Here is a 25,894-nt window from a genome sequence, read left to right as displayed (position 1 = left end):
ACTGCTAACTAAGTAACGGGTAAGTTAGAAGTGAGAATTACCGACAGACGCGATTAATCGCGTCTCCTCACTCCTGTACAGACGCGATTAATTGCGTCTCTCCTCATCCTCATTCTTCAAACAGCCAATTTTTGACTTTTGTCAAACTCTGCCAATCTGGTTTTCTAGTTAAACCGTCTTGAATACTATTTTTTATTTCATCACTCCATTCTTCATTGACAAACATTAACTGTTGTGCTACATCGATGTGTTCGCGCAAACCCTTTTGACCTGTTTCCAGCATTGCTAAGGCGAGATTTACTCTAGCCTGGGGGTCTTGTGGATTTAACTTGACTGCCTTCTGTGCGGCTTTGTAAGCTAAGTTGGGTTTGTTATCGAGTAGATACAACCACGCCAAACAAATCCAAGCAGCACTAGTTTTAGGAGCGCGATCGCACACTTCTTTAAATACAGGGATTAAAGAATCTACCGATTCTCCAGCTTTATAGCCTTCTAAACCTGTATCAAACAGGGATTCAACTGTTTGAGTCATAGTAAATTAATCATGAGTCATTAGTCATCGGTCATTTGTCATTTGTCATTGGACAACTGACAAATGACTATATTACACCCCAAATGACTTGCCGCAACCACAAGTTTGGTTAGCATTGGGATTAGTGAATTGGAAGCCACCGCCAATCATCGCATCGCTATAATCGAGCATTAAACCGTAGAGGTATAATAGACTCTTGCGATCGCTAACAATTTTGAAGCCATCATAGTCAAAAACTTCATCTTCAGGAGTAATCTTACTGGTGTCTTCAAAGTCCATCATGTAAGACATCCCAGAACAGCCACCCTGACGGACTCCTACCCGTAAGCAGAAATCTGTGCCTTGCCTGTCCCGGAGGGATTTTACCTGGTGCAATGCGGCTTCGCTCAACAGAATTCCGCGTTGTTGAGCCTGAATTGCTTGTGTCATCTGCTTTTTTAACTCCTTAATTAGTTTAAGTGTTACCCTATATCGGCTTGTTAATGCCTGTGGGTTGATCGTTGAGTGTTTTTGTATTCATTCTAGCGGCTCAGATGTCGCTAGATGCCAAATTGTAAACACTCCGTCAAAAGTGTCCAAAAATTTTTATTCTAGAATTGAGAGACTTAGTATGTTTATAGATTCGGTATTTTTGAAGTTCAAGCCTTGCGGCAGCCATCAAAACTTAATCCGATGCTACCTATCCCCCAAAGTTTACTTCCAAATTGCTTCTTTTGATTAACTTACTCTATGACAAGTTTTAATCGCTCTACCAGTCGTCGGTTGAAGAAATTACCTCAAATTCCTTCTGTATGGGAGGGCGATCGCCGTCCGTTGTCATCACCAAACCAATACTCAGACTCAGAGCCAAAGGGAGAATGCATTCTTTGGGTAGATTATTCCCAAGGTATTGTCCGAGGAATGGACGTGGTAGCTTCAGATGTCGGACCAGAAGCAATAGTTCGCACCTTAATGCAAGCAATGGAGCATCCCCAGAGTCCGGCAAGACCTGCTAGACCCCAAAGAATTATAGTCAGAGATCGCCAGATCCAATTTTACCTGCGGGGGGTGCTGCAAGATTTGGATATTGCCATTGACTACGCACCAGAACTGCCTTTAATTGACGAACTGTTTCGCGGATTCACCGACATCCTCGATAGTCAAACCCCCGACTTGCCCCCACAATATGCACAAATCTTGCGAGAGAAGGCATTTGCAATTTGGCAAGCAGCACCTTGGGAATTTTTGCAAGAACAGCAAATTTTGTCAATCGAGATTAATAACTGGGATGTTGGGACACTTTACGCCTCAGTTATGGGAATGCTGGGAATGGAGTATGGGATTTTGTTTTATCGCTCAGAAGAGTCTTTAAAACAGTTTCGCGCCGCAGTTTTAACAGATGAAGAATCAACGGAGCATTTAGAAGAAGCGTTCCTCAAACAAGATTGCCTGTTTCTCACTTTTGACAGTGCTGATGAAGATGAAGATGAAGATGAGGATGAAGAAGGTGATTTGGCGGATCTGCCATTATCGGAAATTAACCCCACTTTCGGTAATATCCACCCATTAGAAGGACTACGGTCTGTTTTGTATGACGAAGAAGCACTGGTAATGTTCGTTGCGATCGAAAGCCTGAACCGCTTTATTCGCGATCGCCGTCACCAGCTTCATGAGGACATCTTCCCTATCCTCAGCCGTCGCTATCGCATTTCTCTGCCGCAGTCGGAAGAATCAACTAAATCTTTGGCTGTGACAGTCTCTACCATGCCGCAGTTAGCAGCAGAATTAGAGGAAATGGCAGATTTTGATGTCGATGATCAGGAGATTGAAAACCCTGACTCACCATCTTTCCAAGCATTGCAAGATGACTTGATCCCAGAAGATTCCTTCCTTAGTTTAGGTGTGGTGTCGTGGGAAATGTTGGAGTCCCTCAAAAAGGGGATCAGCTACCATAATGCTGGTGAAATCAAACAAGTGGGTGACGGTTTGCCGGTGATTTTAATTCAAACTTCCCGGCCCAAGGCTAAGATTGTAATTGAAAGAATTGAAGCAGCAGGCACACTGAGAGCAATTTGCTTTAATCCAGGTGCCGACTCCTTAGATGGCGATCGCTATGATCTGGGTTTATTACAAACTCAAAATGGTGAATTGTTCCTATTTGGTGAATTTTTAGAAGAAGATCCGATTCATGTAGAAGCCCGAAAAAAATGGAATCAGCGCTGTAAAAATACTAAGGGCTACTGTGGCTTAATCATTGCTAAAGGACTAACGGGAGCTTCCCGTGGTAATCCTCAGTTACGAGATATGATGGCTTTGTTTGAAGCGCGATCGCTCTTACCTAAAGATTTAGGTATTGGCACTCTTCAACTGATGCCCCAACTTGAATTTGAATAGTTGCACGAATTCAGGTAATTCTCAATCTCAAATTGTGGCTATGAGAAATTAAGTTGATGTGTATTTGATTCGCATATTGACTGCATTTCTTGCTGAGTCCTGTTAGCGGATAGCTAGGGTTTAGCCCGTCGTAGGTGAAGTAAAAATTACTCAGGATTTTTGTGGTCTTTTAACCTCTCACAGATGCTCCGGCTCCATTCAGCACTCTTCATCCGTGAACCTCCCCGCGGCACTTTTTAATCCATATTCATGCAATACAGTTCAGTTAAGGATAATTGTAGGTTGGGTTGAGGGACGAAACCCAACAAAGTACCGAAAATGTCGGGTTTCGTCCCTCAAACGCCACTTGCTTCAAGTCGGGAAACCGCAAGGGCGCAGTGGCTCCCCAACCTACACTGGTTTTGGTTTTTGACTTTAACCTAAGCCTATTGCATATTCATCTATATGTAAATACTGATAGTGATAGGCGACCAATGATTAGAAGTTAACTTTACCTCGATTTCATGAAGTACCTGTATTCTCATAGTTTTCCAATCATTTTACCCTGATATTTTTCAGTATAAATAACTACAGTTTAATAACAGGTTATCTACAGAGTTCGGTTTAATCAAACCTAGCTGATGCATTTAGATATCGGAATCTTTTTTTTAACACTTTTTTGAGTCGAGCATCTTGTTATGTATCAATATCATTAAGCAAAAGTTCAGACGTATATGTTTTTCTTTGTATTTTTTTTATAAAGAAGGAAAATTAGCTTATTTAGTGTCTAAATGAAGATTATTTAAAGTGCGTAAATAATAGCTATAATGAACACACTACCGAAAAAAATTAAAATATACAATTACTTTTATGAGCCTACTTAACAATTAATAAATAGTTTTAACTCAAAATTTTCTTGCCAGTAATTTATTTCTTAGTTCAGATCCGATCAAAAGGTTTGCTGTCGAATTTTTAGCGAACTAATTAGCTAAAAACCATTGTATAAGCTCCAAATAGATGAATACGAACAATCAAAAAAATGGCTGATTTTAAAGCAAACTACATCGCTAGAGAGAGGATAAAAGATATGCACATTTTCATTGTATCTTTACGGGAAGTTGGTGTGAAAGCATGAAATAAAACTAAAAAATTATGCTCGGCAACATTCAACTAACATCATATCTGCAATGGATGCAGATGAGTGTTTATTCTAGAGCGCTCGCTTATTTATCTACTTTGTAAGTGCTGATTCACGATCTATACACCTGACTCTAACTCGCCTGTAAGCCCGCATTTCAGCATCATAATGAATAGTAAAGCTTTATTCTCTGGTTTTACACCAGATGTTCTCTCCAAGCGGGTTTGGAGAACTTGGTTAAGATAGAAGGTCAAATGCTTTCAATGGAGAATAATTTTGAAAATCTTGATTGAGTCAACAGTAGGTGTCTCAAATTCATTTATCAAACTTCATTGTCAGGCTTTACTCATGCTGTTAGTAGGGTTATTTTTTTAAAAAGCAAGTATGTGCTATTTTACTGTCAAAGTAGTAACAAATAAAGTCTAGTTTTTTGATTTCTTTACAAAATGATAAATTCTGGGACAAAATCAACATTTTTAATATTAATGGTATTACTTGTTTCCTGCGACAAACTCTGATATTGTTATCGTCCTCCTCTTTAGTTAGATTCTTTCAATGAGCTAAAACATACAGCAAATAGCATGATAATGACAAATAAAAAATGGGCGGTTAAACGCATAACAGTAAATCTCGCAACACAGGAAGCAGAAAAACTAGAAAAATATTGTCAACAAACAGGTAGACCCGCAACCGACGTTATTCGTGAACTGATTAGAAGTTTGCCTGTCTCCGACGACAGCAAAGATGTAAACAAGTAAGAAGTTACTTTCATGACTTATCCAGATAACTGCTTTACTACCAAAAAAATAGCTATGATACTTTTTTGAGTCCGCCGCAATGGACAACAGTTTGTCTAGCTGATACAGACGCGTTTTTCTCGCGTCTGGTCATTTTTGGGAAATAAAAGGAGTGATCAAAGACGTTTTAGGATCGACATTGCCTGGACTTAATATGCTGGTAGAGTCGATATTAAGTAGCAAATTCCGACACCAACCCAGTTACAATCTGTAAAGAAACTGAAAAGGAACAACGGAATGCGCGTTGCAATCGTAGGTGCGGGACTGGCTGGACTAGCAACCGCAGTAGATTTAGCTGATGCTGGTTGTGAAGTAGAGATTTTTGAGTCTCGTCCGTTTGTGGGTGGTAAAGTTGGCAGCTGGGTTGATGGAGATGGCAACCATCTAGAAATGGGGTTGCATGTATTTTTCGGCTGCTACTACCAACTATTTGACTTAATGAAGAAAGTGGGGGTGTTTAAAAACTTACGCCTCAAGGAACATACCCACACTTTCATTAACAAAGGGGGGCGCACAGGTGCTTTAGATTTTCGTTTCTTTACGGGTGCGCCTTTGAATGGCTTAAAGGCATTTTTCACTACTTCTCAACTCTCGTTGCAAGATAAATTGCAAAATGCGATCGCTTTGGGTACTAGTCCGATAGTTCGCGGATTGGTAGACTTTAACGGGGCGATGAAAACCATCCGCAACTTAGATAAAATTAGCTTTGCCGATTGGTTTCGCAGTCACGGTGGCAGTAATGGCAGCATTAAGCGCTTATGGAACCCCATCGCCTACGCATTGGGATTTATTGATTGCGAAAATATGTCTGCCCGTTGTATGTTGACGATATTCCAGTTATTTGCAGTCAGAACTGAAGCTTCAGTTTTGCGAATGCTCAAAGGTTCTCCCGATGAGTATTTACACAAGCCTATTCTGGAATATTTAGAAGTTAGAGGCACCAAAGTTTACACGCGTCGGCAAGTGCGGGAAATTCAGTTTACTGAGTTAGACGAACAAACCCGCGTCACTGGTATAGTAGTTGCTCAAGGTGATACCGTAGAAACTATCACTGCTGATGCTTACGTTTTTGCCTGTGATGTTCCAGGAATTCAACGCATCCTACCCCACGAGTGGCGTAAGTGGTCGGAATTTGACAATATTTACAAACTGGATGCAGTGCCAGTGGCTACAGTGCAGTTACGCTTCGATGGTTGGGTAACGGAACTCAACGATGGAGAGCAACGTAAACAGCTAACTCATGCGGCTGGAATCGATAATTTACTTTACACAGCCGATGCTGACTTTTCTTGTTTTGCCGATTTGGCGTTGACTAGCCCTGCTGATTATTATCGCCCAGGACAGGGGTCATTGTTGCAGCTAGTGCTGACACCGGGAGATCCGTTTATTGCCCAAAGCAATGAAGCGATCGCGCAGCATGTCCTCAAGCAAGTCCATGAACTGTTTCCCTCGTCGCGGGAGCTAAATATGACTTGGTATAGTGTGGTAAAACTTGCTCAGTCTCTCTACCGAGAAGCGCCAGGGATGGATGCGTACCGTCCTAATCAAAAAACACCAGTAGATAATTTCTTCCTTGCAGGGAGTTATACTCAGCAAGACTACATCGACAGCATGGAAGGAGCAACTATTTCTGGACGGCGGGCGGCAAAAGTGATTTTGGAAAGTTTGAAGAAATAACAAACCGCGTTCGCGCGGCGTCTCGTTAGAGAAGGGCGCAAAGAACGCGTTCGCAAAGCGTCTCGTAGAGAAGGAAGAAGAAGAGAGATGTCAGATTGGTTAGAGCATACTGTGCAGGTGGAAGTGGAGGCTCCCATAGATTTAGTATGGAGCCTCTGGTCTGATTTGGAGCAAATGCCCCGGTGGATGAAGTGGATTGATTCGGTGAAAATTCCGCCAGATAATCCAGATATATCTGTTTGGAAATTAAAGACGGGTGGCTTAGAATTTACTTGGAAATCTCGAATTCTCAAAGTTATTCCCAACCAAATTATCCAATGGGAATCGATTGATGGTTTGCCGAATCAGGGAGCGATTCGCTTTTACGATCGCAACGGTAGTAGCGTTGTGAAAATGACTATTTCCTACGCCATCCCCGGCATTATTGGCAAAATTATGGATAACTTATTTTTGGGGCGGATAGTTGAATCGACTATTCAAGCTGATTTGGAAAGGTTTAAAGAATACGCACTAAATGTTAAAGGTAATTGATTTTCTCGAAACAGAATTCAGGAGCGGAGCAAGGAAAGCTCCGCCTCGGCGTCAGAATTCAGAATTCAGAATTCAGCATGACAGAGAAATGGCTTTCTATCGTTGGGATTGGGGAAGATGGGTTACAGGGGTTAAGTGCGATCGCTCGTTCTCTAGTCGATCAAGCTACAGTAATTGTCGGAGGCGATCGCCATTTGGCAATGCTCCCTACAGATGAGCAACGTGAGAAACTAGTCTGGACATCCCCCATTAGTGCCTCAGTTGAGGAAATTATTCAGCGTCGCGGTCAGTGGATTTGCGTACTCGCAAGCGGCGATCCGATGTGTTACGGCATTGGTGTTACCTTGATGCGGCGAATTCCCCTCTCGGAAATGACGATTATCCCCGCACCTTCAGCTTTCAGCCTCGCTTGCGCCAGAGTTGGCTGGTCTTTAACTGAGGTGGAAACCTTGAGTTTGAATGGTCGTTCATCCTCCCTACTCCAGTCTTACATCTATCCGGGAGCTAGGCTCTTGATTTTGAGCGAGGGGAAGGATACACCCGCCATTGTTGCCGAAATTTTGAAAAATCGCGGCTATGGTGGCAGTAAAGTTACCGTACTGGAGCGCATGGGCGGCACTCATGAAAGAATTGTGGAAGGTACGGCTACATCGTGGAATGAAACTGAAGTTGCTGCTTTGAATGCGATCGCAGTTGATTGTATTGCTGATATTGGGGTTGTGCCTTTACCAAAGTTACCAGGGCTACCAGATAACGCCTACCACCACGATGGACAATTAACTAAGCGTGAAGTTAGGGCAATCACTCTCGCAGCTTTAGCTCCCACACCGGGAGAATTATTGTGGGATGTTGGCGCAGGTTGCGGCTCAATTTCTATCGAATGGATGCGAAGTCATGCTCGGTGTCGGGCGATCGCGATCGAACAAAACTCATCTAGACTACTTTATATTGCCGATAATGCTGCCACTCTCGGTACTCCAAATCTGCAAATCATTGAAGGTAAAGCACCCCATGCCCTGAAAGATTTGCCTACACCAGATGCTATTTTTATTGGTGGTGGAGTAACAGCAACAGGACTTTTTGATGTTTGCTGGGAGGCACTGCGTCCGGGTGGGCGTTTGGTAGCAAATGTGGTGACGGTAGAGGGTGAGCAAACTTTATTTCAATGGCATGAACGAGTCGGTGGTGATTTAACTCGTATTGCCATCCAACGGGCGGAACCGATTGGTAAATTTTTGGGCTGGCGAGCAATGGCACCTGTGACGCAATGGATAGTCGTAAAATCTCAGGACTTACGGCGTTTTAGTTAAATATTTTTGCTCTTGTTTATAGCGGTTCTTGGTTCAGTGAGGTACAAGAACTCCACCGCCAACCCTCTGGCTACGGTGTACACATAAGTGTGACGCAATTTACGGTTAAGTCTTATAGCCTCTAAGATACCTCAAGAAAGGTTTTACTACGTAAAACCTGTCCCTCTCCTTATTAAGGAGAGGGATTAAAGATAGGGCAGGGTGAGGTTTTGGGTAATCGGATAACTTGTGTGTATACCGTAGGCTCTTCGAGAGGGGGCTATGATGTACTTCATGTGATTAGGAAACACTATATATAGATACAGATTTTTAGATTTGCGCCTAATATGCTGGATTGAAACATACTCATTTCAGGTGGATAGCATCATTTCTTGCCTCCATAAAAATAGCTAGAGCAAATATGAGAATATTGCTGTGGCTAAATTTATAAAATTTAAATTAATTAACTCAAGTTGGCCATTTTTGTAACATGAATAAAACATCAGAAAGTCGGCAAAAAAAAACCGCTTTAATTACAGGAGCGGCTAGTGGGATCGGCTATCAATTAACCCAAATTTTTGCCCGTCATCATTATAATCTTGTGTTAGTTGATAAGAATGAACAAAAACTTACTGAAATCATAGATGAATTTCCGCAAAAGTTTGGCATTTTTGTCAAAGTTTTTGCTAAGGATTTATCTATCCCAACATCCCCACAAGAAATTTTCACAGAACTACAGCAAGCATCCATCAAGATTGATGTGCTGGTTAACAACGCTGGCTTTGGTACTTATGGAACATTTAACGAAACAGACCTCACCCTTGAACTGAAAATGCTACAGGTAAATATGGTCAGCCTGACTCATTTAACTAAGTTATTCCTCAAGGATATGGTCGCGCAAAAGTATGGAAAAATATTAAATGTGGCCTCAGCAGCTGCTTTTCAACCAGGGCCTCTAATGGCAGTTTATTTCGCTACTAAAGCCTATGTGTTATCATTTTCGGAAGCGATCGCTAATGAATTAGAGGGCACAGGTGTCAGCGTGACTGTTCTTTGTCCAGGTCCAACAGCATCCCAATTTCAACAAACTGCTGCAATGGAAGATTCAAAGATTGCTAACGTTAAGAGAATGATGGATACGGAAACCGTTGCGAGAATTGGTTATCAAGGCTTAATGACAAATAAAACTGTTGTCGTTCCTGGGATGAGAAATAAAATATTGACTGAAAGCGTCAGATTTACACCCAGAAATTTAGTCACAAAGGTTGTGAGAAGTATGCACGAACTCAAAAAAAAGAAGTAGCCTCACATCTTGTACCTAGCCCTAGCGATTAGAAATCGCGGCTATACAACAATACGCTTGGGTTTCCTTCCTCAAACGCCACTTGCTTTAAGTCGGGAAACCGCAAGGGCGCAGTGGCTCCCTAACCTACACAGTTTAAGGTTTTTGGCGCTAACCCAAGCGTATTGGGGTTTGTGTCAAATGGTATTAGCCAATTCAAATAAATAGTTGCGTAAACTCATACATTAAATCCACCCTGCCCTTACGTAACATGGCTGGATCTAATCTTTCAGTAGTGTTGCAAGTCATCAAAACAACTAACCGTTGCTGCATCTGAATACCAGATTCATCAATTACACTCTGATACAAAGTGCCATCCAGCAAACTCAGAATGTGTTCGGTTTTGTTATTGTATTGCGCTACCTCGGAAGCACGATTTTGCGCTAGATTATCAGCTTCGTTAATCACGATGCAAATACGCTCTATGTAAGTCGGTGGGACAAAATTAGCGATCGCATCATGATCTAAAATAAAAATTACATACCCTAAAGGTACAAGAATTTCTTTTGCTACTGCCTGTGTCCAGACTGTTTTACCTGTACCTGGTTCCCCATGTACAACAACCGCTAACTGGTTTTGATTCAGAATCGCTTGCTGTACAGAATCAGTAAAGTTTTGGATATCTGCGGGAAATGTCCGAATGGCAAATTGACTGTGAACTTTGCCTACACGACTTTGATATCCACTCAGCATAACTGCTAAGTCGTAAGTCGCTTTGTTAATTAGTGGCGCGAGATTTTTCGCCATTAAACTATATTGTCGTCGCCCGCGATCGTAAGGGTCAATTTGCAACCAAACGTCAGACTTCGACCAGTAAGCATAAACAGTATTGAGAACGTCTAAGCGTTCCCAGCTAACAAATTTATCTATAGGAAAATAAAAATCTCTTTCTGAATAATACTGGGTAATAATGTCGGGACTACCCAATACATTTAAAACTCGGAGTACAGTAATTTCTTGCAGTCGGTTAAGAACATAATCAATGGGAATGCTACTACGACTGACAAATTGGACAATGGGTGTTTCCGTACTTAAAACATCTTTGTAGCGATGATCTGGTGATTGGGGATCTGGCGTGATGTAATTCCAAAACTTTTCAACTTCATAGCGGGTATTATCAGATACAACACTTAATAAATTAGCCCACCAAGCATAATTATTTCGTCCTAAAATATCAGCAACATTACTTGCTAAATTCAAACTTTTTTGACTTAATTCGCGGGAGTCACTATACAATAGTTGCCACAAAAACCCCCAGTCTAATTCTCGGTTAAACGGTCGCCAACCGCTAGCAAGCAAACTTTGCCGACTATTATTTGTAGGAGACCCTTCATTGCTTCTAAAATAGTCAAAATCCATATTTGTTATTTATGCAGCGTTAGTCGAGTTATTTTGGGTGAAATAGGAGATTTTGAAAAAGTTTTATTGTAATATAAACTAACTTCGTACAAATGGTAATTTTATTTCCACCGTGCTGTACTGGCTAGGAAGTCTTTTTAATTTAACTCATTCCATCTGTAACATAATATATTACATAGTACCTACCTGCGTCAACTTTTTTGACAAAGCAATTGGTAAGTGGGGGTTTGCTTTTAGCTATTGATCTACCTGCGCCACTTATAAAAAAACCACCCCGCCTTTGACTTTCGTCAAAGTCTCTCCTCTCCGAACTCACACAGAGAGATTGGGGGTGAGGTTTTGTATTTTATTAAATACGTGTTCCTAAGTAAATTAGCGATCGCTTGTTGAACTAAATTCTCTGTTTGGCTGCCAATGTTACTGGTTGCTGCGTGCGAATCAAGATTCGCACGCAGCAACCAAAATCGTACGGGCTATACTGATTAACTGCTGTTGTCCTTTGCTTAGGAATGTAGAGTTTGACAGTTTTATCTAACCGCAGAGTAACCAGAGAAGGTGAGAGTTGCGGGAAATTCTTCTTTTCTTCTATTCCCCATTACCCCTTATCCCCAGAGGGAGTCCCACCTTCCCCACTCCCGACTCTCTCTTAAATATGAATTCCACATTCTGTTTTATCACTTCCCCGCCAGCGTCCGGCGCGTTCGTCTTCGCCTTCGCCGACTTTGGTGGTGATCGGTTCGTCGCCTATGCTGGGATAACCTTTGTCGTGTAGAGGGTTGTAGATGACTCCGTGTTCAGCCACGTAAACCCAGCTATCTTGGCGTGTCCAGGTAGCTATAGGATTTACTTTCAGCCGACCTTTACCATCTAATTCAAATATGGGCATATTCCCACGGGTTACTGCTTGGTCACGGCGGCGTCCAGTTATCCAAGCGACGCTGTTGAGTTCGTCTAGACCCCGTAGCAGTGGTTCAATTTTTGTAATGTGGTGGAATTTGGCAATATCTTTGTCCCAGAGTTTGTCGCCGTACTTGGCTTCAAAGGCTTCGCGGGTGTCTAGCTCTGGAGTTTTGTAAGTTTGCAAATCGAGGTTGTAGATTTGTTTGGCTTTGGCAACTAATTCTAGGCTTTCAGGGAAGTGGTGCAAGGTGTCGAGAAAGATCACAGGAACGGGATGCTTCAGTTCAGTGTAAAGAATATGGGTAATTATCATGTCATCCACGTTAAAGGCGCTGGTTTGTACCAGTCCTGTTGGGATATTTTCTATAGACCATGCCAGTATCTCTTTTGGAGTGGCAGTTTCAAATTGCTCATTTAATTTTTCTAAGTCAAAAGCGATCGTTTGGTTTCTAGATGCCGTGGAAACTGTCATGATAATCTTCTGTTCAAATTATTTTTACCTTGATTAATATTTATTTTACCCCATAAAGGCACGTATTCCGCTCGGAGATAAGGTAATGATTTTGTTCGGAAATTACTACATTCTGGGCATTGGGCATTGGGCATTGGGAAAATAAGCAATCCCCAGTCAAAATCATTACATAAGTAAAAATCACAGTATTTACTAAGAAAGTTTACGGTAATTTAAGTTTTACAGTACTTTTATAGATATTTATACTGATTTTGATATGGTTAAGAAACAATTAATAAAAAGGATTTTACTTAAATGAACACTTCAAAATCCCGCAATGCTTTAAGTGAATCTATAATTATGGGCGCTTTAATGATGTTGACCAGTGTTAGCATTATTACAATAATGAACTTTTTCTAAGATCAAAGATTTCTAATTTTAGCAATAATATTTTACATAGTCCCGCCCAAAACTGAGCGGGACTTTTACTTTTCATGCAGATAAATCCGTGTATATTAACTTTATTCTGTGACTTTCGGCAGAGAATAATTTTGAAACCGTGTTTTTACGTAGTTTTGCAATCAGAAAATTTCAAAGAGGGATGCGATCGCTATTTGATGCTGAGTGCAATTAATTTTACTTGTTACTCAGCACTGTTTCAGTGACCGACAGGCGCTTTCACTCCTGCACCGCCTTTGCCCAGGAATAGTAACAAAGGTAATGAGCAAAGGAACCCTACCCCTACGACTCGAAAGCAATCTGCGTAAGATAAAACGGCAGCTTGGGTATCTACTGTTTGACTAATTAAAGCTAGTGCTTGTTGTTGCGCTGTTGCCGCATCTATGCCTTGGCTTTGGAGTGCCCCATTAAGCAAGTCGAGACGCTGATTGGTTTCTACATCATAAGGGCTAAGTTTTGCTAACAAGATAGCTCGATGAAAAGCTTCTCGTCGGTCAAGCAGAGTGGTGAGTAAGGCAATGCCGATACTGGCACCTAGTTGTCGGGTGAGATTGTAGAAACCAGACCCGGCAGAAATATCTTGTTTGGGTAGCGGGCCTAAAACTGCCAAACTCAAAGGGAGAAACATCAACACAGTAAAAGCTCCACGCCACACCAATGGCCAAAATAAATCATCTATGCCGGTTTGTGGGGTAATTGCTGCTAGTTGAAACATGACTCCAGATGAACCGACAGCGCCGATTGCAATTAAAAATCTGGCATCAATTTTACTAGACAGTTTGCCTAATAAAACCATAACGATCGCAGACGCTAAAGCACCAGGCGCTAACAATAGTCCTGTCTGCGTTGCCGTAAAGTGTAGCACACTCTGAGCAAATATCGGCACAGCAAAGAGTGTGCCATAAAGGCCCATACCCACTACTGCTGAAAGAACGCTTCCCGCAGCTAAAGAACGGTGACGCAAAACTCTCAAATCCACAGCAGGGTGATCTGTTTTCAGTTCTCGCCAAATAAATAACCCCAAGCCGATAATACTAGCGATCGCCAACGTGGTGATGAAATTGGAGGAAAACCAGTCGTCTGTCTCTCCTTCCTCTAACAAAGTTTGCATACAGCCAATAGCAACCACCAAAAACCCAATCCCGAACCAATCAACGGCTTGGCTTTGTGTCTCTTTCTTATCTTTATCTTTGGGCAAAAATGCCAAGGCCATCGCCACTGCAATGATCCCAAAGGGAATATTCACAAAGAAAATCCACCTCCAGCCCAAACCATCTACCAGGAATCCCCCTAATGTTGGGCCGATAGCTGGCCCGGCGATTACACCTACCCCAAAAACTGCCTGTGCGAAACCCTGTTCAGCAGGTGGAAAAGTCTCGAACAAAATCGCTTGGGCTTTCGCTAGTAACCCACCACCACATAAACCTTGAAGAATTCGAGAAATAACTAGCATCGGTAGATTTAATGCCAACCCGCATAAAACCGAGGCAAGGGTAAAGCCAATTAACGAGAAGATGAAGTAGGTTTTGCGTCCAAAATAATCTCCCAGCCATGCAGATAAGGGAATTAAGACGACATTTGCGATCGCATATCCAGTCACCACCCAACCTACTTCACTAACAGTTGCACCCAAGCTAGCTTGGATATCAGTCACGGCAACGTTAACAATACTGGTATCAATTACTTCCAATATTGCCCCAAGGGAAGCTGTGAAAGCGATCGCCCACTTCAATGGCCCCTGCACATAACCAAATTGGTCAAAAGTTGAACGTTTAATGTTGGTAGCCATTTTAATTCGTAATTCGTAATGACGCTCGATGACTCGCTAACGCTGCGCTAATGTAATTAAGATTCGTCAGATTTTATCTGGGTTTGCTTTTTCGGTATCAAAGCGATGCCTGAGTTGGGCTATTCGGCATCGCCAAAGCTAAAATTAACTTTTGTATATATACGCTACGGTAGCGTATCATATACAAATGGTCAAGAGAGTCTTGAATAAGAAGTGGCAGAAATACTTATGCTAAAGATGGATGGTCACTGTTGCTGTTTTCGTGCATGGGAAATGAGTTCTGGAGTGATTTATTGCCCATAGGGTATGTTCTATGCCCAAAGGTAGAAGCAGATTGCCAAGAAGATATTGCTTGGGGATGATATTTTTATGAGTAAGCAAATCAACAGCCCCTCTGGACGCCCACGCAGCATCCACGCCGACCAAGCTATTCTGCAAGCGACTTTAGACCTGCTTGCAGAGGTAGGATATGAAAGCATGAGTATAGAAGCGATCGCTTCCCGTGCTGGAGTTGGTAAAACGACTATTTATCGGCGTTATACTTCCAAAGAAGAACTAGTTGCAGACGCGATCGAAAGTCTGAGAGATGATTTAGCGATCCCCGATACTGGCAGCTTTTGGGGAGACATGGATATTCTAATCAATAATGCCGCCAAAAAAATAGATAGTCCCCTTGGTCGTCAGACACTCGCCCTGATAATTAGTACAGCGTCTAGCAATCCTCAGTTTGCCGAGGTCTATTGGACAAAATATACAAAACTCCGACGTGAAGCCTTTTCTAAAATACTTGAACGTGCCAAGTCTAGAGGCGAAATTCACAAGAATGCAGACGTAGACTTAATTATCGATCTTGTGAGCGGGTCACTATATTATGCACTGATTTTCAAACCCACAACCGAGCCAGTAGAAGCGTACATACGCCGCACAATGAATCTTCTTATGAAGGGAGTAGGGAGTAGGGAGTAGGGAGTAGGGAGTAGGGAGTGCAATTCGCAGCTACACAGGCAAAGTCCGCCTACGCCAACTAATAGAAAATTAAGGCTTTTTAACCCACGAAGGTGGGTTTTGTTTGTGTAGACGCGGTTTCTAACCGCCCATTTCGCGTTAAGTTGACACGCACGGTATTCGTCCTCATTTCCAATGCCCAATGCCCAATGCCCAATGCCCAATGCCCAATGCCCAATGCCCAATGCCCAATGCCCAATGCCCAATGCCCAATTTCCAACTTGTTGCCAAAATAACTTTTCATGAAGGGTTGGAAATGAGATGATGGAATAATTAGAGAAAAAGGTGAACAATTGTTATTTTTCTCCCTCCGTTTCTGGTTGCAGAATGGCATCACAGTATTGAATGAGGATTGTCAAGCGATCGCTAATCGTCTGAAGTCTCGTTTGTGCAGTATATGCTTGCCGCGCTCCTTGCAAAAACATCATATCTATTTCCAAGAGGCGCAATTGCTTGCTCATCTCCGTTTGATAAGACTGCACTCGCCAGTCTTCATCAGCCAAAGGTACAATCTGCTGCGCGAAAAATTGCTGCAACGAGGCTACACGTACTCGCAGTTCGAGCGCAACTATTTGGGTAGTTGTGGCATCGGAGCGTAATTGCTCTAGCAAGGTTACGAGTGCCAAATATTTCTCACGGTTTAAAGACATCCAGTGCTAGTTAAGATAGTATTAATGTCAAGTAATTTTTCTTCTACAATAAACTTTACTTCAGCGCTTCTCAGCACTAAAAGCTTCAAATCATGGTTTGAGGCTTTGTTTGCCATCAATGGATTTTTAAATTTATGATCCTTGAAACTCAAACTGGATGACTGACGCTATCGGCAATTGGAGAATCATCCTGACACTACTTTTTCTACCCGTCTCTGGGCAACAGCATCTTTATTAGGGCGATGCTGCTAGTTTTATTCATCATTCACTTATCTACCGATCCTCTGTAAACCCAATTTTATGAGCAGCATAGCGATAAATTCATCAGTTGATCTTGCCATTCCTGAATGGTTAAAAAAATGTTTGAAGGAGTCATCCACAAGTAGCGGCGAAACGGAAGATGACCGAAGGCATAATGATGCAGTTTTAATTGGTCACGCATTTGAATTTGCCTACCAACTGCATCAAGGTCAATATCGCAAATCGGGAGAACCATATATTGCTCATCCCATCGCTGTAGCCGACTTGCTGCGTGACTTGGGAGGTAGTGCTGCTATGATAGCAGCTGGATTTCTCCATGATGTCGTTGAAGATACAGAAGTTACAAGCGAAGACATAGAACAGCGCTTTGGGCCAGAAGTACGGCAATTGGTCGAAGGTGTCACCAAGCTTTCTAAAATTAATTTCACTAGCAAAACCGAAAGCCAAGCAGAAAACTTCCGGCGGATGTTTTTGGCAATGGCGCAAGATATTCGGGTAATTGTGGTGAAATTGGCTGACCGTTTGCATAATATGCGAACTTTACAATATATGTCAGAGTCCAGCCGCCGCCGCAGTGCCCAGGAAACGCGAGATATATTCGCACCTTTAGCCAATCGCTTGGGGATTTGGCGGATTAAATGGGAACTGGAAGATTTGGCTTTTAAATATTTGGAACCGGAAGCTTTCCGCCAAATGCAGGAACATGTTTCCGAAAAACGGACGGCGCGAGAAGAGAAATTGGCTAGAGCTACGAATATGTTGCAAGAGCGTTTGCAGCAAGCCGGAATCCACTTTCAAGATATTAGCGGTCGTCCCAAGCACCTTTATGGCATTTACCAAAAAATGCACAGACAGCAAAAGGAATTTCATGAAATTTACGATTTGGCTGCGTTGCGGATTATTGTCCAAACCAATGAGGAATGCTATCGGGCGTTGGCGGTGGTTCATGATGCTTTTCGCCCAATTCCTGGGAGATTTAAGGACTACATTGGACTGCCAAAGCCAAACCGTTACCAGTCGTTGCATACTGGGGTGATTGGCCTAACTGGCCGTCCTTTAGAGGTGCAAATTCGGACAATCGAAATGCATCATATCGCCGAGTATGGGATTGCAGCTCATTGGAAGTACAAAGAAACAGGAGGTTCTAGTATTAGCCATTTGACAGCGACAGATGACAAGTTTACTTGGTTGCGGCAGCTGCTAGAATGGCAAACTGATCTCAAGGATGCACAAGAATATCTTGATAGCGTCAAGGATAATCTATTTGAAGATGATGTCTATGTCTTCACCCCTAAGGGGGATGTTGTACCTTTAAGTCCCGGTTCTACCACTGTAGATTTTGGTTATCGGATTCATACGGAAGTGGGGAACCACTGTTCAGGGGCGCGGGTGAATGGGCGAATGGTGCCACTGTCAACGCGGCTGCACAATGGCGATATTGTCGAGGTTCTCACCCAAAAGAACTGCCATCCGAGTTTGGATTGGTTGAACTTTGTTAGGACTTCGGCGGCGAAATATCGAATAAAACAATGGTACAAGCGATCGCGCCGGGAAGAAAATGTCGCCCGTGGACGGGAATTGTTAGAAAAGGAACTTGGTAAAACTGGTTTTGATAGTTTGCTGAAGTCGGATGCAATGGAGACTGTCGCCGAAAAGTGTAACTACCATAGCGTGGAAGATTTACTCGCTGGTTTGGGTTACGGTGAAGTTACCTTGAACCTAGTACTAAATCGTTGGCGAGAAGTGGCGAAGGGACAACAACCAGTTTCCACTGTGCCGCTATTTATCCCTAAAGAAGCAACTACATCAAAAGCTTTGCGAGATGCACCTGCAACTACCTCTCGCGCCACTGATTCGCCAATTGTTGGGGTAGAAGGTTTGGTGTATTATTTAGCTGGGTGTTGTACCCCGATTCCTGGCGAACCGATTATTGGTGTGGTGACGCGAGGTAGGGGGATTTCAATTCATCGCCAAGGCTGCCATAATCTGGAGACTGTGGAGTATGAGCGCTTAGTACCAGTTAGGTGGAACCCAACCGCCGAAAATAGTGGTCGTCCGCACACGTATCCAGTGGAAGTTCAAATTGAAGCCCTTGACCGCGTAGGGGTGTTAAAGGATATTTTGTCACGGTTGAGTGACCAAGGGATCAATGTCCGCCATGCCCAGGTGAAAACCTCTACTGGTCAACCTGCATTGATGGACTTAGGAATAGATATACGCGATCGCTTTCAACTAGAGCAAGTCTTCGTCCAAATTAAGAAAATGAGCGACATTTTGAATATCCGCCGCGTTGGTCAAATTGACGAGTAGGTGTCCCAATTGGTAGTGGCGTGGCAAGGCTAAAATAGTGCATTAGATGTAGATGTAAATGTAGGTTGGGTTTCGCGTTGCTCAACCCAACCTTGATCTGGAAACAGATGGCAACGTTAGCTATAAAAGAATATTTAAACATAGCGAAAAAACGACATCCATCGAAAAAACAAAGACGAAAGGCAATAAAAAAACAACTACAATGTAAAATTGGCTCATATAATAACTTATTATTTACACTTGCAAGCATTCTTAATTGATTCTCGATCTAGTTTAAATACGACTTTTTCAGCAAGCCCTATATAGAAAATGCCCCTTAAAATCGTTCAGAACTTTGATGGCAGCTTCACTCTGGAAGCACAAGCTCAAGAAACTCTATTCAATTTATTGACAAGCGTTGCTTTCTTAAACCAAATTTGTCAACAGTTGCGGTGTGAGCAAGTTAAATTTACAGAATTACTTTTCCAACCAGTTCCTTACAGCTTAACTACCACTAAAGGAATGCCAGCAGAATTTGAAAAGTATCATGAATCTGATGAATATGCCATCGTCAACGTCCCACCAAATTTCATGTTTAGTGCTAAGATTTTTAAACCCAGTCGCCTTTGTGCAATTTACCAAAAATTGGGTAATGAAGAATTTGCAAAATAATTTTTTCCTAGTTAGCAATTCTCAATTTTGAAGGCAAATAAGAAGTTTAATATTTGATGTATGGCTTTTGAAACAAATCTTTCTTCTTTGGCATCCCTGGAATACATTCCTTACATTGACGATCGCGGTCAATTACCCGAACAATTTCAGGGTAAAATCGGGGTATATGCGATCTTTGACCAAGAAAAAGTACTTCAATTTGTCGGATACTCCCGTGATGTTTATCTTAGCCTCAAGCAGCATTTAGTTCGTCAGCCACAGCAATGCTATTGGGTAAAAGTTCAAACTATTGAACGTCCTAGTCGCACAATTTTAGAAAATACTGAAAATGCTTGGATTGCTGAAAATGGTAGTGTACCTTGGGGAAATGGAGATAACAAAGAAAAATGGACTCATCCCATTGATGTCAAAGTAATCATGACACCTGAAGAACAGGCAAAATATCAAAATCCAGCTAATGATGAATTAGCACAAATAAAAATTATTAAAAATGTGGCACGGAGAGTAGAAGCAGAAATTTCAACGCTATTGCTAGAAGGGCGTGGTTTGCAAATGCAAATTCGCTTTAATCCTAAATTGAAAGAAGAAGGTTTACTAGATTTAAAATGAAGGTAGTTATGGGGAAAACTATCTTAGAGGATGTTTTAAAAGTATTTGCCGAAGCTCATTTGCGACTACACAAGTAAAGTTCACCTCCGTGGATTAATGTAAAATCAAGGGTTTTTCTAACCCCGACAGCTAGGCATCTGGAGGCATCTCACTTTCGTAGAAAGCCTAAACCTCACCCCAGCCCTCTCCTTAGTAAGGAGAGGGAGCAGGAATCGAGATGCTCTCTATGCCTCTTCACTCCCAAGTAGACACATCTCGTAGCAAATTAGGAATTTCCCCTTGAGATAAGGGAAACTCCAGCAAGGTTTCTCTATAACCCAAATACCCAGATTCAGCAAAGGACAAAAGCATTCGTGAAAGTGCTAACCAAACCTCCATCTCGTATTCCCAATCACGATAACGCGAAGCTTTACCAGCAATTGAACGTAGCGCCCAAAAATATGAATTTCTCACCACAGAGCCACCTTTCTTAAACTCTGGCAAATCTTCGTGGTGGATAAAAAGCACTTTATTTTCTATTTTGGCTCTCATTCCCAAGCATTATCAATGGCGTTAACGCATTGTAACGTACCTTACGAGCTTAAGATTTACTTAATCTCTAACCTACTACCACAGTCAATTAACCCCGTCAAACTCACGTCACAGCACTTCCTGCTGCTATGAGGTACAGATACTTGGAATGCTATTAGCACAGAGAAACATTCGATCAATTAATGTACCTCATAACTTCGGGAAGTGCTGTAATCTAGTGAGATACAGCTTAACCTCACCCCGATAAAGCTGTGCTTTTTCTCCCCTTTCCTTACCAAGGCTACGGTGTACACAGATCACAAAAGAGCGATCGCTCACTCAATTAGTTACGTTTTTTGATTGTGCGATTTAAACCGACCTGCAATAAATTCTCGCTTAGATAAATGCTTTGTATCGCGTTTGGTGACTCGCTCTCGCCACATCTGGAAACTAGATTCCTTCATTTGGCGTCTCATTAGGGCAATTACCTGTTTCTCCAGCAGCCCAAACTGAGCCTCAATGGCATCAAAAGATGTTCTATCTTCCCATGCCATTTCAATGATGCGATCGATGGTTTGTGAATCGAGGTCAGGTAGCTTCATTCTTTTTCTGGCAATTAATAAATTCGAGCTATATACATTTTACCTTTCGTTTTGAAGAACCATTGTGTCTGCTGCACCCAGTTGTAGAGCATAGAGGTTGGCATACACACCTTGCTGAGTGATCAGTTCGGCGTGAGTACCCTGCTCTACAATTTGTCCTTGCTGAATTACTAATACTTGATCTGCCTGAGTAACTGTACTAAGGCGGTGAGCAATTACAAAGCTGGTACGACTTTGCAGCAAGCGAGCGATCGCACTCTGTACTAGCGCTTCTGTGCGGGTATCGATGCTGCTGGTGGCTTCATCGAGAATCAGAATTCGCGGGTTGATCAACACTGCACGAGCAATACTAATTAGTTGTCGCTGTCCCTGGCTCAAGGGTGCGCCTCGTTCACCCAATTGAGTTGTATAGCCCTGTGGCAATGAGGTAATGAACTCATGCACATTTGCCATTTGTGCAGCCGTTTCGATATCAGCTTGAGTAGTATGGGGAGCGCCAAAGGCAATGTTTTCGGCGACGGTGCCGCTAAACAAAATATTGTCTTGCAGGACGATGCCAATTTGACGCCGCAGACTTGCTTGAGTAACACTTCGCACATCAATATTATCAATTTTCACGGCACCGCCAGATACATCATAGAAGCGCAAAATCAAGTTAATAATTGTACTTTTTCCCGAACCGGTCGGTCCGACTAAGGCAACCATCTGCCCTGGATAGGCGTGCAAATTCACGCCTTTGAGAACCAGTTGATCTGGGTTGTAGCCAAACTTGACACGATCAAATGTCACTTCCCCCTGAATCGGCGGCATTTCTATTGCATCGGGTGCGTCTTTGAGTTCTGACGGTTCATCTAGCAAGAGAAAGATTCGCTCTAATCCCGCAAAGGCAGATTGAGCTTGGGTGTAAAACTGGCTGAGAATTTGGATCGGGCGGAAGAACTGCTGGACGTAAAGTAAAAAGGATGTCACTACACCCACTGTTGCAGCTCCTGTTACCGCCAGATAACCACCATAGGCCAGCACGCCTGCGGTTGCTAGTGTGTTGAGAAAATCAATGGAGGGCAGAAAAGCTGAAGTAATTAGCACAGCTTCAACGTTGGCATCTCTATTGGCGGCGTTCAGAATGTCGAATTCTGCAATGTTCATCTGTACACGATTAAAAGCCTGTGCCTCTCGCACGCTGCCAATATCTTCTTCTAATTTGGCGGAAAGCTGCCCAATCGTTTGTCGGGTGACGCGGAATCTGGCTCTTGCCCAACGTGCAAATAAGTTTGTGGTAAAAATCATCAGTGGCACAACCAGATTACTCAACAAACCGAGTTGCAGGTTGATTGAGAGCATCGCAATGATTATGCCGATTAAACTAAAAGTGTTGCCCAGCATTTGGGCGATCGTCAGTCCAAATGCTTGATTCACGGTATTGACATCATTCAGCAAGCGGCTCATTAAATCGCCTGCTTCACTGCGATCGAAAAAGCTGAGTGGTAGACTTTGGATTTTAATAAAAATGTCTTGCCTCAGTTGAGCCAACAATCGCTGCATAATCCAGCCGACTCGGATAACTTGACCCCGGATTGCCAAAATACCAAGTCCATAGTTCAGCCCTAGTAGCCCTAATAACAGCAGTAGTCCTTGCAAATTCCCTTGTGCAATTAGGTGATCAATCGACCAGCCAATAAAGAATGGCCCAATTGCCTGGGTTATGGCACCAATTAATACTAATGTCAGGGCTATGGGAATTTCTTTGCGATAAAGTAGCACGTATTGTAAAAAGCGCCGCAGGGTGGAAAGTTGCTGACTCGCCTGCTCAGATGCAACAACGGGAACTGTGACTCTCATAAAAATTTTGGATTTTAGATTGGGGATTTTGGATTAAAAGTCTTTGTTTTGATTACAAGGATGTTATAAAAATCTTAAGCAATACTATGAACCTATCCCACTAATATAAAAGTTTAGCTGTATTTATTGTTGAGTAAGAACCTTGGCGCGTCCGTGCCGATTTATTTTCATCGCGCTGACTGTAGACCCTGTAACCCACAGCCAACAACGATTTTGACCTGAGATAACCGGAATTGTTTGATCTTATTAGCGATCGCGCCAATATTCCCCTCTCCACTAAAATCATCAAGAATTAATCACAAATTAATTAGTGCTAAGTTTCATGTTTATAAATCTCGCTATGATGTCCTACTTTAATTACAGTTACTATTAAAATATCGTCGTCTAGTTGATAAATAACTCGATAATCTCCGACTCGAACACGATATGAATTATCATCACCAAGTAATTTTTTTACCCCGTTTGGACGCGGTTATATTGCCAAGTCATTGATTTTAGTCTGTATGCGCTGTTGTACATCTAGAGGTAATTTCCTAAACTGCTTTTTTCCACCCTTTGAAAATTTAACTTCATAACTCACGCAACATCCTTGTTTATTTCGTTTCTTATTTCCTTTTGAATTTCATCCCAAGACACAGTGCCATTAATGCGTATATCAATCCTTGCTTCTTGAATGGCTTTTAAGTCTTCTTCATCCTCTAGATCATCGATTCTTTTTAGGTACGCGTGAATTTCATCTAAAGTACTATCATAAGCTTGATGTAGCAGTACGTTGATATCTTTAATTAACTGTTCTCTTTTTTGTGCTGTCATTTTTAATCATCCGAGCGTGCTTTTACTTTTTCTGCCACAGTCTCTAGTTTCGCCTAAATACATCTGATCATTATCAATAATACCCATTGTTTTTTGAAGTATTTAGAAAACAGCGCCAGTAAACCTAGACTACTAAAGGTCATTTTTTTTCTTCGGATTTACCTGAGATTCTAAAATCACACCGTAGAGCGGGCTGGTTTCCATCAATTCCTCGTGAGTGCCTTGTGCCACCAATCGTCCTTTATCCATGAGAAAAATGCGATCGGCATTCTTGACGGTGCTAATGCGTTGAGCTACTACAAAGGTTGTACAAGCTTTTTGGTGCATTAAGTCATCTAGTTTGGCTTGAATTTGGGCAGCAGTTTTGGCGTCCACAGCCGAGGTACTGTCATCAAGTATCAAAATACTGTAATCAGTCAGTAAGGTACGAGCGATCGCAATTCGTTGTTTTTGTCCACCAGACAAGCCCACGCCCCGTTCACCCACAATCGTCTCGTAGCCATTGGGCAGACTGGTAATAAAATCGTGCATTTGTGCTGTTTTTGCAACCTCAATCACCTGCTTTAGAGTTGCATTGGGTTTTGCATAGGCAATATTTTCGCGGATTGTGCCGGAGAAAAGGGTGGTTTCCTGAAATACAATGCCAATACGCGATCTGAGGCTTTTGAGCGTGAAATCTCTGACATCTCGTCCGTCAATGCGAACTGCTCCCCCTGTGACATCATAAAAGCGGGGAATTAAGTTCATAATTGTGCTTTTTCCCGAAGCAGTCATCCCGAGAACGGCGATCAACTCGTTAGGCTTCGTTTCAAAGGATACTTCTTTGAGAGTTTCGGTTGTTCCTCCTGGATAGCGAAAGGAAACATTTTCAAAGGTAATTCTCCCACCGCAGGTGTCAAATGGGACAGCACCGGGGCGATCGCGAATTTCTACTTCTGCATCTACAACTTCGTAGACTCGTTCGGCGGAAGCAGCTGATTGAGCGATCGCGGGTGCAGCAAATCCAATCAACAAAATAGGTTGGAGAATCAACGCTAGGTAGGAGTTAAACGCCACCAGTTCGCCAATGGAGAATTTGCGCCCAATCACCTGCGCTCCCCCGTAGCCGAAAACTGCCAGTGTTACCAAATTACTCAGCAAAAAGATCAACGGGAAGGTATTACGGATGGCGTTAATGGTCTTCATGTTTGCCTTGATTAGGCCATCATTCAGGGTTGTGTAACGCGACCTTTCGGTTGACTCTCGCACAAAGGCTTTCACCACCCGGATTCCGAGCAAGTTCTCTTGCAAGATCGCATTCAGGTCGCTCAGTTGCTCTTGTACTTGCCGAAAAAGTTTATCATTTTGGGTGATGAATCGCGCCATCACCCATCCGGCTAGGGGTACTACGGTTAGCGTAATCAGTGCTAATTCCCAGTTCATCACCAGCAAAATCACCGAAACACATACCAATGTCACAACTCCACCAATTACCTGAATTAAGCTGGTGCCAACAAAGGTACGGATTTGCTCAATGTCACTGGTGACACGGGTTAGTAGTTGGGAAGTCTGCGCCTGGTCATGATAACTGAAACTGAGATTTTGAATCTGGCTGAAAATTTTGTTCCGCAGGTCGTATGCCACACCCTGAGACACTGCTTCTGCCAAATAGCTTTGTCCAAAGTTAAATAAACCACGAGCGATCGCGGCGACTACCATCCAAGCGGCGCTGTATAGCACAACTTGGAGATTTTTTTGGCTGATGCCCTGATCAATTCCCCACCGAAATAGTTGCGGGGTAATTGCATTTGCGATCGTCAACAGCAACAGGCTGGCTAAGGCTCCCAGCGAAGTCCATCGGTAAGTACTCAAACTTTTAAGCACGCGCCCGGTTGACTGTATCGACGAAGTTCCCTGGAGTTCTGCTTGCTGAACCAATGGTATTTACCCCTGTATCTTTGAAAAATTATCTCCTATTTTTGATGGTATAAGCGATCGCGCTTGATAATGTCTAACTCAGATCGCCAAATTGACTAAAGTCGTTAAAAT

General features: G+C 42.6%; 22 protein-coding genes and 1 pseudogene. 11 read left to right on the top strand and 12 right to left on the bottom strand.

Going from position 1 to position 25,894, the window contains the following annotated elements; all coding sequences use genetic code 11:
* Positions 1 to 109 precede the first annotated feature (109 nt).
* On the bottom strand, positions 110 to 532 hold the full coding sequence (locus V7K31_RS15000) for a tetratricopeptide repeat protein (RefSeq protein WP_335095097.1): 423 nt from the start codon (positions 530 to 532) through the stop codon (positions 110 to 112).
* Between the two features lie 72 nt (positions 533 to 604).
* A complete protein-coding gene (locus V7K31_RS14995) occupies positions 605 to 961 on the bottom strand; it encodes an iron-sulfur cluster assembly accessory protein (RefSeq protein WP_292823481.1) in 357 nt (118 codons plus the stop codon).
* Between the two features lie 300 nt (positions 962 to 1,261).
* On the opposite strand from V7K31_RS14995, the gene V7K31_RS14990 reads away from it, so the two are divergent.
* The 6 genes from V7K31_RS14990 to V7K31_RS14965 all read left to right on the top strand — a co-directional run bounded on the left by V7K31_RS14990 (position 1,262) and on the right by V7K31_RS14965 (position 9,619).
* A complete protein-coding gene (locus tag V7K31_RS14990; RefSeq protein ID WP_335095096.1) occupies positions 1,262 to 2,905 on the top strand; it encodes a DUF6930 domain-containing protein in 1,644 nt (547 codons plus the stop codon).
* 1,698 nt (positions 2,906 to 4,603) lie between these two features.
* Positions 4,604 to 4,780, top strand: a complete 177-nt coding sequence (locus V7K31_RS14985; RefSeq protein WP_335041530.1) for a CopG family transcriptional regulator — start codon at positions 4,604 to 4,606, stop codon at positions 4,778 to 4,780.
* A 276-nt stretch (positions 4,781 to 5,056) separates the two neighbouring features.
* The gene (zds, locus tag V7K31_RS14980; RefSeq protein WP_335095095.1) at positions 5,057 to 6,496 is read left to right on the top strand and encodes a 9,9'-di-cis-zeta-carotene desaturase; all 1,440 of its coding nucleotides are present in this window, start codon (positions 5,057 to 5,059) and stop codon (positions 6,494 to 6,496) included.
* Positions 6,497 to 6,583: 87 nt separating this feature from the next.
* Positions 6,584 to 7,027, top strand: a complete 444-nt coding sequence (locus V7K31_RS14975) for an SRPBCC family protein (RefSeq protein ID WP_335095094.1) — start codon at positions 6,584 to 6,586, stop codon at positions 7,025 to 7,027.
* A 77-nt stretch (positions 7,028 to 7,104) separates the two neighbouring features.
* Positions 7,105 to 8,337 (top strand): precorrin-6y C5,15-methyltransferase (decarboxylating) subunit CbiE, encoded by a 1,233-nt coding sequence (gene cbiE, locus V7K31_RS14970; RefSeq protein ID WP_335095093.1) that lies wholly within the window; start codon positions 7,105 to 7,107, stop codon positions 8,335 to 8,337.
* 469 nt (positions 8,338 to 8,806) lie between these two features.
* Positions 8,807 to 9,619, top strand: a complete 813-nt coding sequence (locus V7K31_RS14965) for an SDR family NAD(P)-dependent oxidoreductase (protein ID WP_335095092.1) — start codon at positions 8,807 to 8,809, stop codon at positions 9,617 to 9,619.
* A 195-nt stretch (positions 9,620 to 9,814) separates the two neighbouring features.
* On the opposite strand, the gene V7K31_RS14960 is transcribed toward V7K31_RS14965, so the two are convergent.
* From V7K31_RS14960 to V7K31_RS14950, 3 genes are all read right to left on the bottom strand, one after another.
* Complete coding sequence (locus tag V7K31_RS14960) at positions 9,815 to 11,017, bottom strand: AAA family ATPase (protein ID WP_335095091.1); 1,203 nt, start codon at positions 11,015 to 11,017, stop codon at positions 9,815 to 9,817.
* 646 nt (positions 11,018 to 11,663) lie between these two features.
* Positions 11,664 to 12,389, bottom strand: coding sequence for a phosphoadenosine phosphosulfate reductase (gene cysH, locus V7K31_RS14955; RefSeq protein WP_335095090.1), 726 nt, complete (start codon positions 12,387 to 12,389; stop codon positions 11,664 to 11,666).
* A gap of 637 nt (positions 12,390 to 13,026) precedes the next feature.
* The gene (locus V7K31_RS14950) at positions 13,027 to 14,616 is read right to left on the bottom strand and encodes a DHA2 family efflux MFS transporter permease subunit (protein ID WP_335095089.1); all 1,590 of its coding nucleotides are present in this window, start codon (positions 14,614 to 14,616) and stop codon (positions 13,027 to 13,029) included.
* A 369-nt stretch (positions 14,617 to 14,985) separates the two neighbouring features.
* Here V7K31_RS14950 and V7K31_RS14945 point away from each other — a divergent pair, with 369 nt between their 5' ends.
* Both V7K31_RS14945 and V7K31_RS14940 read left to right on the top strand, forming a co-directional pair.
* The gene (locus V7K31_RS14945) at positions 14,986 to 15,582 is read left to right on the top strand and encodes a TetR/AcrR family transcriptional regulator (RefSeq protein WP_335095088.1); all 597 of its coding nucleotides are present in this window, start codon (positions 14,986 to 14,988) and stop codon (positions 15,580 to 15,582) included.
* Positions 15,583 to 15,674: 92 nt separating this feature from the next.
* Positions 15,675 to 15,857 (top strand): hypothetical protein, encoded by a 183-nt coding sequence (locus tag V7K31_RS14940; RefSeq protein WP_335095087.1) that lies wholly within the window; start codon positions 15,675 to 15,677, stop codon positions 15,855 to 15,857.
* A 60-nt stretch (positions 15,858 to 15,917) separates the two neighbouring features.
* Here V7K31_RS14940 and patD read toward each other — a convergent pair whose 3' ends face one another.
* Positions 15,918 to 16,271: a heterocyst frequency control protein PatD gene (gene patD, locus V7K31_RS14935; protein ID WP_335095086.1), complete on the bottom strand. Its 354-nt coding sequence runs from the start codon at positions 16,269 to 16,271 to the stop codon at positions 15,918 to 15,920.
* Positions 16,272 to 16,571: 300 nt separating this feature from the next.
* Between patD and V7K31_RS14930 the strand changes: the two genes are divergently transcribed.
* From V7K31_RS14930 to V7K31_RS14920, 3 genes are all read left to right on the top strand, one after another.
* Complete coding sequence (locus V7K31_RS14930) at positions 16,572 to 18,842, top strand: RelA/SpoT family protein (RefSeq protein ID WP_335095085.1); 2,271 nt, start codon at positions 16,572 to 16,574, stop codon at positions 18,840 to 18,842.
* 309 nt (positions 18,843 to 19,151) lie between these two features.
* Positions 19,152 to 19,493 carry a hypothetical protein gene (locus tag V7K31_RS14925; protein WP_335095084.1) on the top strand — a complete coding sequence of 114 codons (342 nt, stop codon included), beginning with the start codon at positions 19,152 to 19,154 and terminating at the stop codon, positions 19,491 to 19,493.
* Positions 19,494 to 19,553: 60 nt separating this feature from the next.
* Entirely contained in the window at positions 19,554 to 20,102 is a 549-nt protein-coding gene (locus V7K31_RS14920; protein WP_335095083.1) for a GIY-YIG nuclease family protein, read from the top strand.
* 234 nt (positions 20,103 to 20,336) lie between these two features.
* Here V7K31_RS14920 and V7K31_RS14915 read toward each other — a convergent pair whose 3' ends face one another.
* From V7K31_RS14915 to V7K31_RS14890, 6 genes and pseudogenes are all read right to left on the bottom strand, one after another.
* Entirely contained in the window at positions 20,337 to 20,633 is a 297-nt protein-coding gene (locus V7K31_RS14915) for a hypothetical protein (protein WP_335095082.1), read from the bottom strand.
* 326 nt (positions 20,634 to 20,959) lie between these two features.
* Positions 20,960 to 21,214 carry a TIGR03643 family protein gene (locus tag V7K31_RS14910; protein ID WP_335095081.1) on the bottom strand — a complete coding sequence of 85 codons (255 nt, stop codon included), beginning with the start codon at positions 21,212 to 21,214 and terminating at the stop codon, positions 20,960 to 20,962.
* A 39-nt stretch (positions 21,215 to 21,253) separates the two neighbouring features.
* Positions 21,254 to 23,053 (bottom strand): ABC transporter ATP-binding protein, encoded by a 1,800-nt coding sequence (locus tag V7K31_RS14905; RefSeq protein ID WP_335095080.1) that lies wholly within the window; start codon positions 23,051 to 23,053, stop codon positions 21,254 to 21,256.
* A gap of 313 nt (positions 23,054 to 23,366) precedes the next feature.
* A pseudogene (locus V7K31_RS14900) lies at positions 23,367 to 23,486 on the bottom strand (type II toxin-antitoxin system RelE family toxin); the annotation flags it as partial.
* 143 nt (positions 23,487 to 23,629) lie between these two features.
* Positions 23,630 to 23,866 carry a hypothetical protein gene (locus V7K31_RS14895; protein ID WP_335095079.1) on the bottom strand — a complete coding sequence of 79 codons (237 nt, stop codon included), beginning with the start codon at positions 23,864 to 23,866 and terminating at the stop codon, positions 23,630 to 23,632.
* Positions 23,867 to 23,998: 132 nt separating this feature from the next.
* Positions 23,999 to 25,783, bottom strand: a complete 1,785-nt coding sequence (locus V7K31_RS14890; RefSeq protein WP_335095078.1) for an ABC transporter ATP-binding protein — start codon at positions 25,781 to 25,783, stop codon at positions 23,999 to 24,001.
* Positions 25,784 to 25,894: the final 111 nt, after the last annotated feature.

The organism is Nostoc sp. (assembly GCF_036917675.1).
GTDB lineage: Bacteria > Cyanobacteriota > Cyanobacteriia > Cyanobacteriales > Nostocaceae > Nostoc.
The sequence above is the reverse complement of the archived record's forward strand: the minus strand, read 5'-3'. Positions and strand labels throughout refer to the sequence as shown.

What these genes read in the sequence shown, in the direction of transcription:
- patD (WP_335095086.1), bottom strand. Translation starts at nt 16,271, where the DNA reads ATGTCTTTAAACCGTGAGAAATATTTGGCACTCGTAACCTTGCTAGAG.
- V7K31_RS14925 (WP_335095084.1), top strand. Translation starts at nt 19,152, where the DNA reads ATGCCCCTTAAAATCGTTCAGAACTTTGATGGCAGCTTCACTCTGGAA.
- V7K31_RS14995 (WP_292823481.1), bottom strand. Translation starts at nt 961, where the DNA reads ATGACACAAGCAATTCAGGCTCAACAACGCGGAATTCTGTTGAGCGAA.
- V7K31_RS14985 (WP_335041530.1), top strand. Translation starts at nt 4,604, where the DNA reads ATGATAATGACAAATAAAAAATGGGCGGTTAAACGCATAACAGTAAAT.
- V7K31_RS14915 (WP_335095082.1), bottom strand. Translation starts at nt 20,633, where the DNA reads ATGAGAGCCAAAATAGAAAATAAAGTGCTTTTTATCCACCACGAAGAT.
- V7K31_RS14975 (WP_335095094.1), top strand. Translation starts at nt 6,584, where the DNA reads ATGTCAGATTGGTTAGAGCATACTGTGCAGGTGGAAGTGGAGGCTCCC.
- V7K31_RS14945 (WP_335095088.1), top strand. Translation starts at nt 14,986, where the DNA reads ATGAGTAAGCAAATCAACAGCCCCTCTGGACGCCCACGCAGCATCCAC.
- cbiE (WP_335095093.1), top strand. Translation starts at nt 7,105, where the DNA reads ATGACAGAGAAATGGCTTTCTATCGTTGGGATTGGGGAAGATGGGTTA.
- V7K31_RS14920 (WP_335095083.1), top strand. Translation starts at nt 19,554, where the DNA reads ATGGCTTTTGAAACAAATCTTTCTTCTTTGGCATCCCTGGAATACATT.
- V7K31_RS15000 (WP_335095097.1), bottom strand. Translation starts at nt 532, where the DNA reads ATGACTCAAACAGTTGAATCCCTGTTTGATACAGGTTTAGAAGGCTAT.
- V7K31_RS14950 (WP_335095089.1), bottom strand. Translation starts at nt 14,616, where the DNA reads ATGGCTACCAACATTAAACGTTCAACTTTTGACCAATTTGGTTATGTG.
- V7K31_RS14905 (WP_335095080.1), bottom strand. Translation starts at nt 23,053, where the DNA reads ATGAGAGTCACAGTTCCCGTTGTTGCATCTGAGCAGGCGAGTCAGCAA.
- V7K31_RS14895 (WP_335095079.1), bottom strand. Translation starts at nt 23,866, where the DNA reads ATGACAGCACAAAAAAGAGAACAGTTAATTAAAGATATCAACGTACTG.
- V7K31_RS14910 (WP_335095081.1), bottom strand. Translation starts at nt 21,214, where the DNA reads ATGAAGCTACCTGACCTCGATTCACAAACCATCGATCGCATCATTGAA.
- V7K31_RS14990 (WP_335095096.1), top strand. Translation starts at nt 1,262, where the DNA reads ATGACAAGTTTTAATCGCTCTACCAGTCGTCGGTTGAAGAAATTACCT.
- V7K31_RS14965 (WP_335095092.1), top strand. Translation starts at nt 8,807, where the DNA reads ATGAATAAAACATCAGAAAGTCGGCAAAAAAAAACCGCTTTAATTACA.
- zds (WP_335095095.1), top strand. Translation starts at nt 5,057, where the DNA reads ATGCGCGTTGCAATCGTAGGTGCGGGACTGGCTGGACTAGCAACCGCA.
- cysH (WP_335095090.1), bottom strand. Translation starts at nt 12,389, where the DNA reads ATGACAGTTTCCACGGCATCTAGAAACCAAACGATCGCTTTTGACTTA.
- V7K31_RS14930 (WP_335095085.1), top strand. Translation starts at nt 16,572, where the DNA reads ATGAGCAGCATAGCGATAAATTCATCAGTTGATCTTGCCATTCCTGAA.
- V7K31_RS14960 (WP_335095091.1), bottom strand. Translation starts at nt 11,017, where the DNA reads ATGGATTTTGACTATTTTAGAAGCAATGAAGGGTCTCCTACAAATAAT.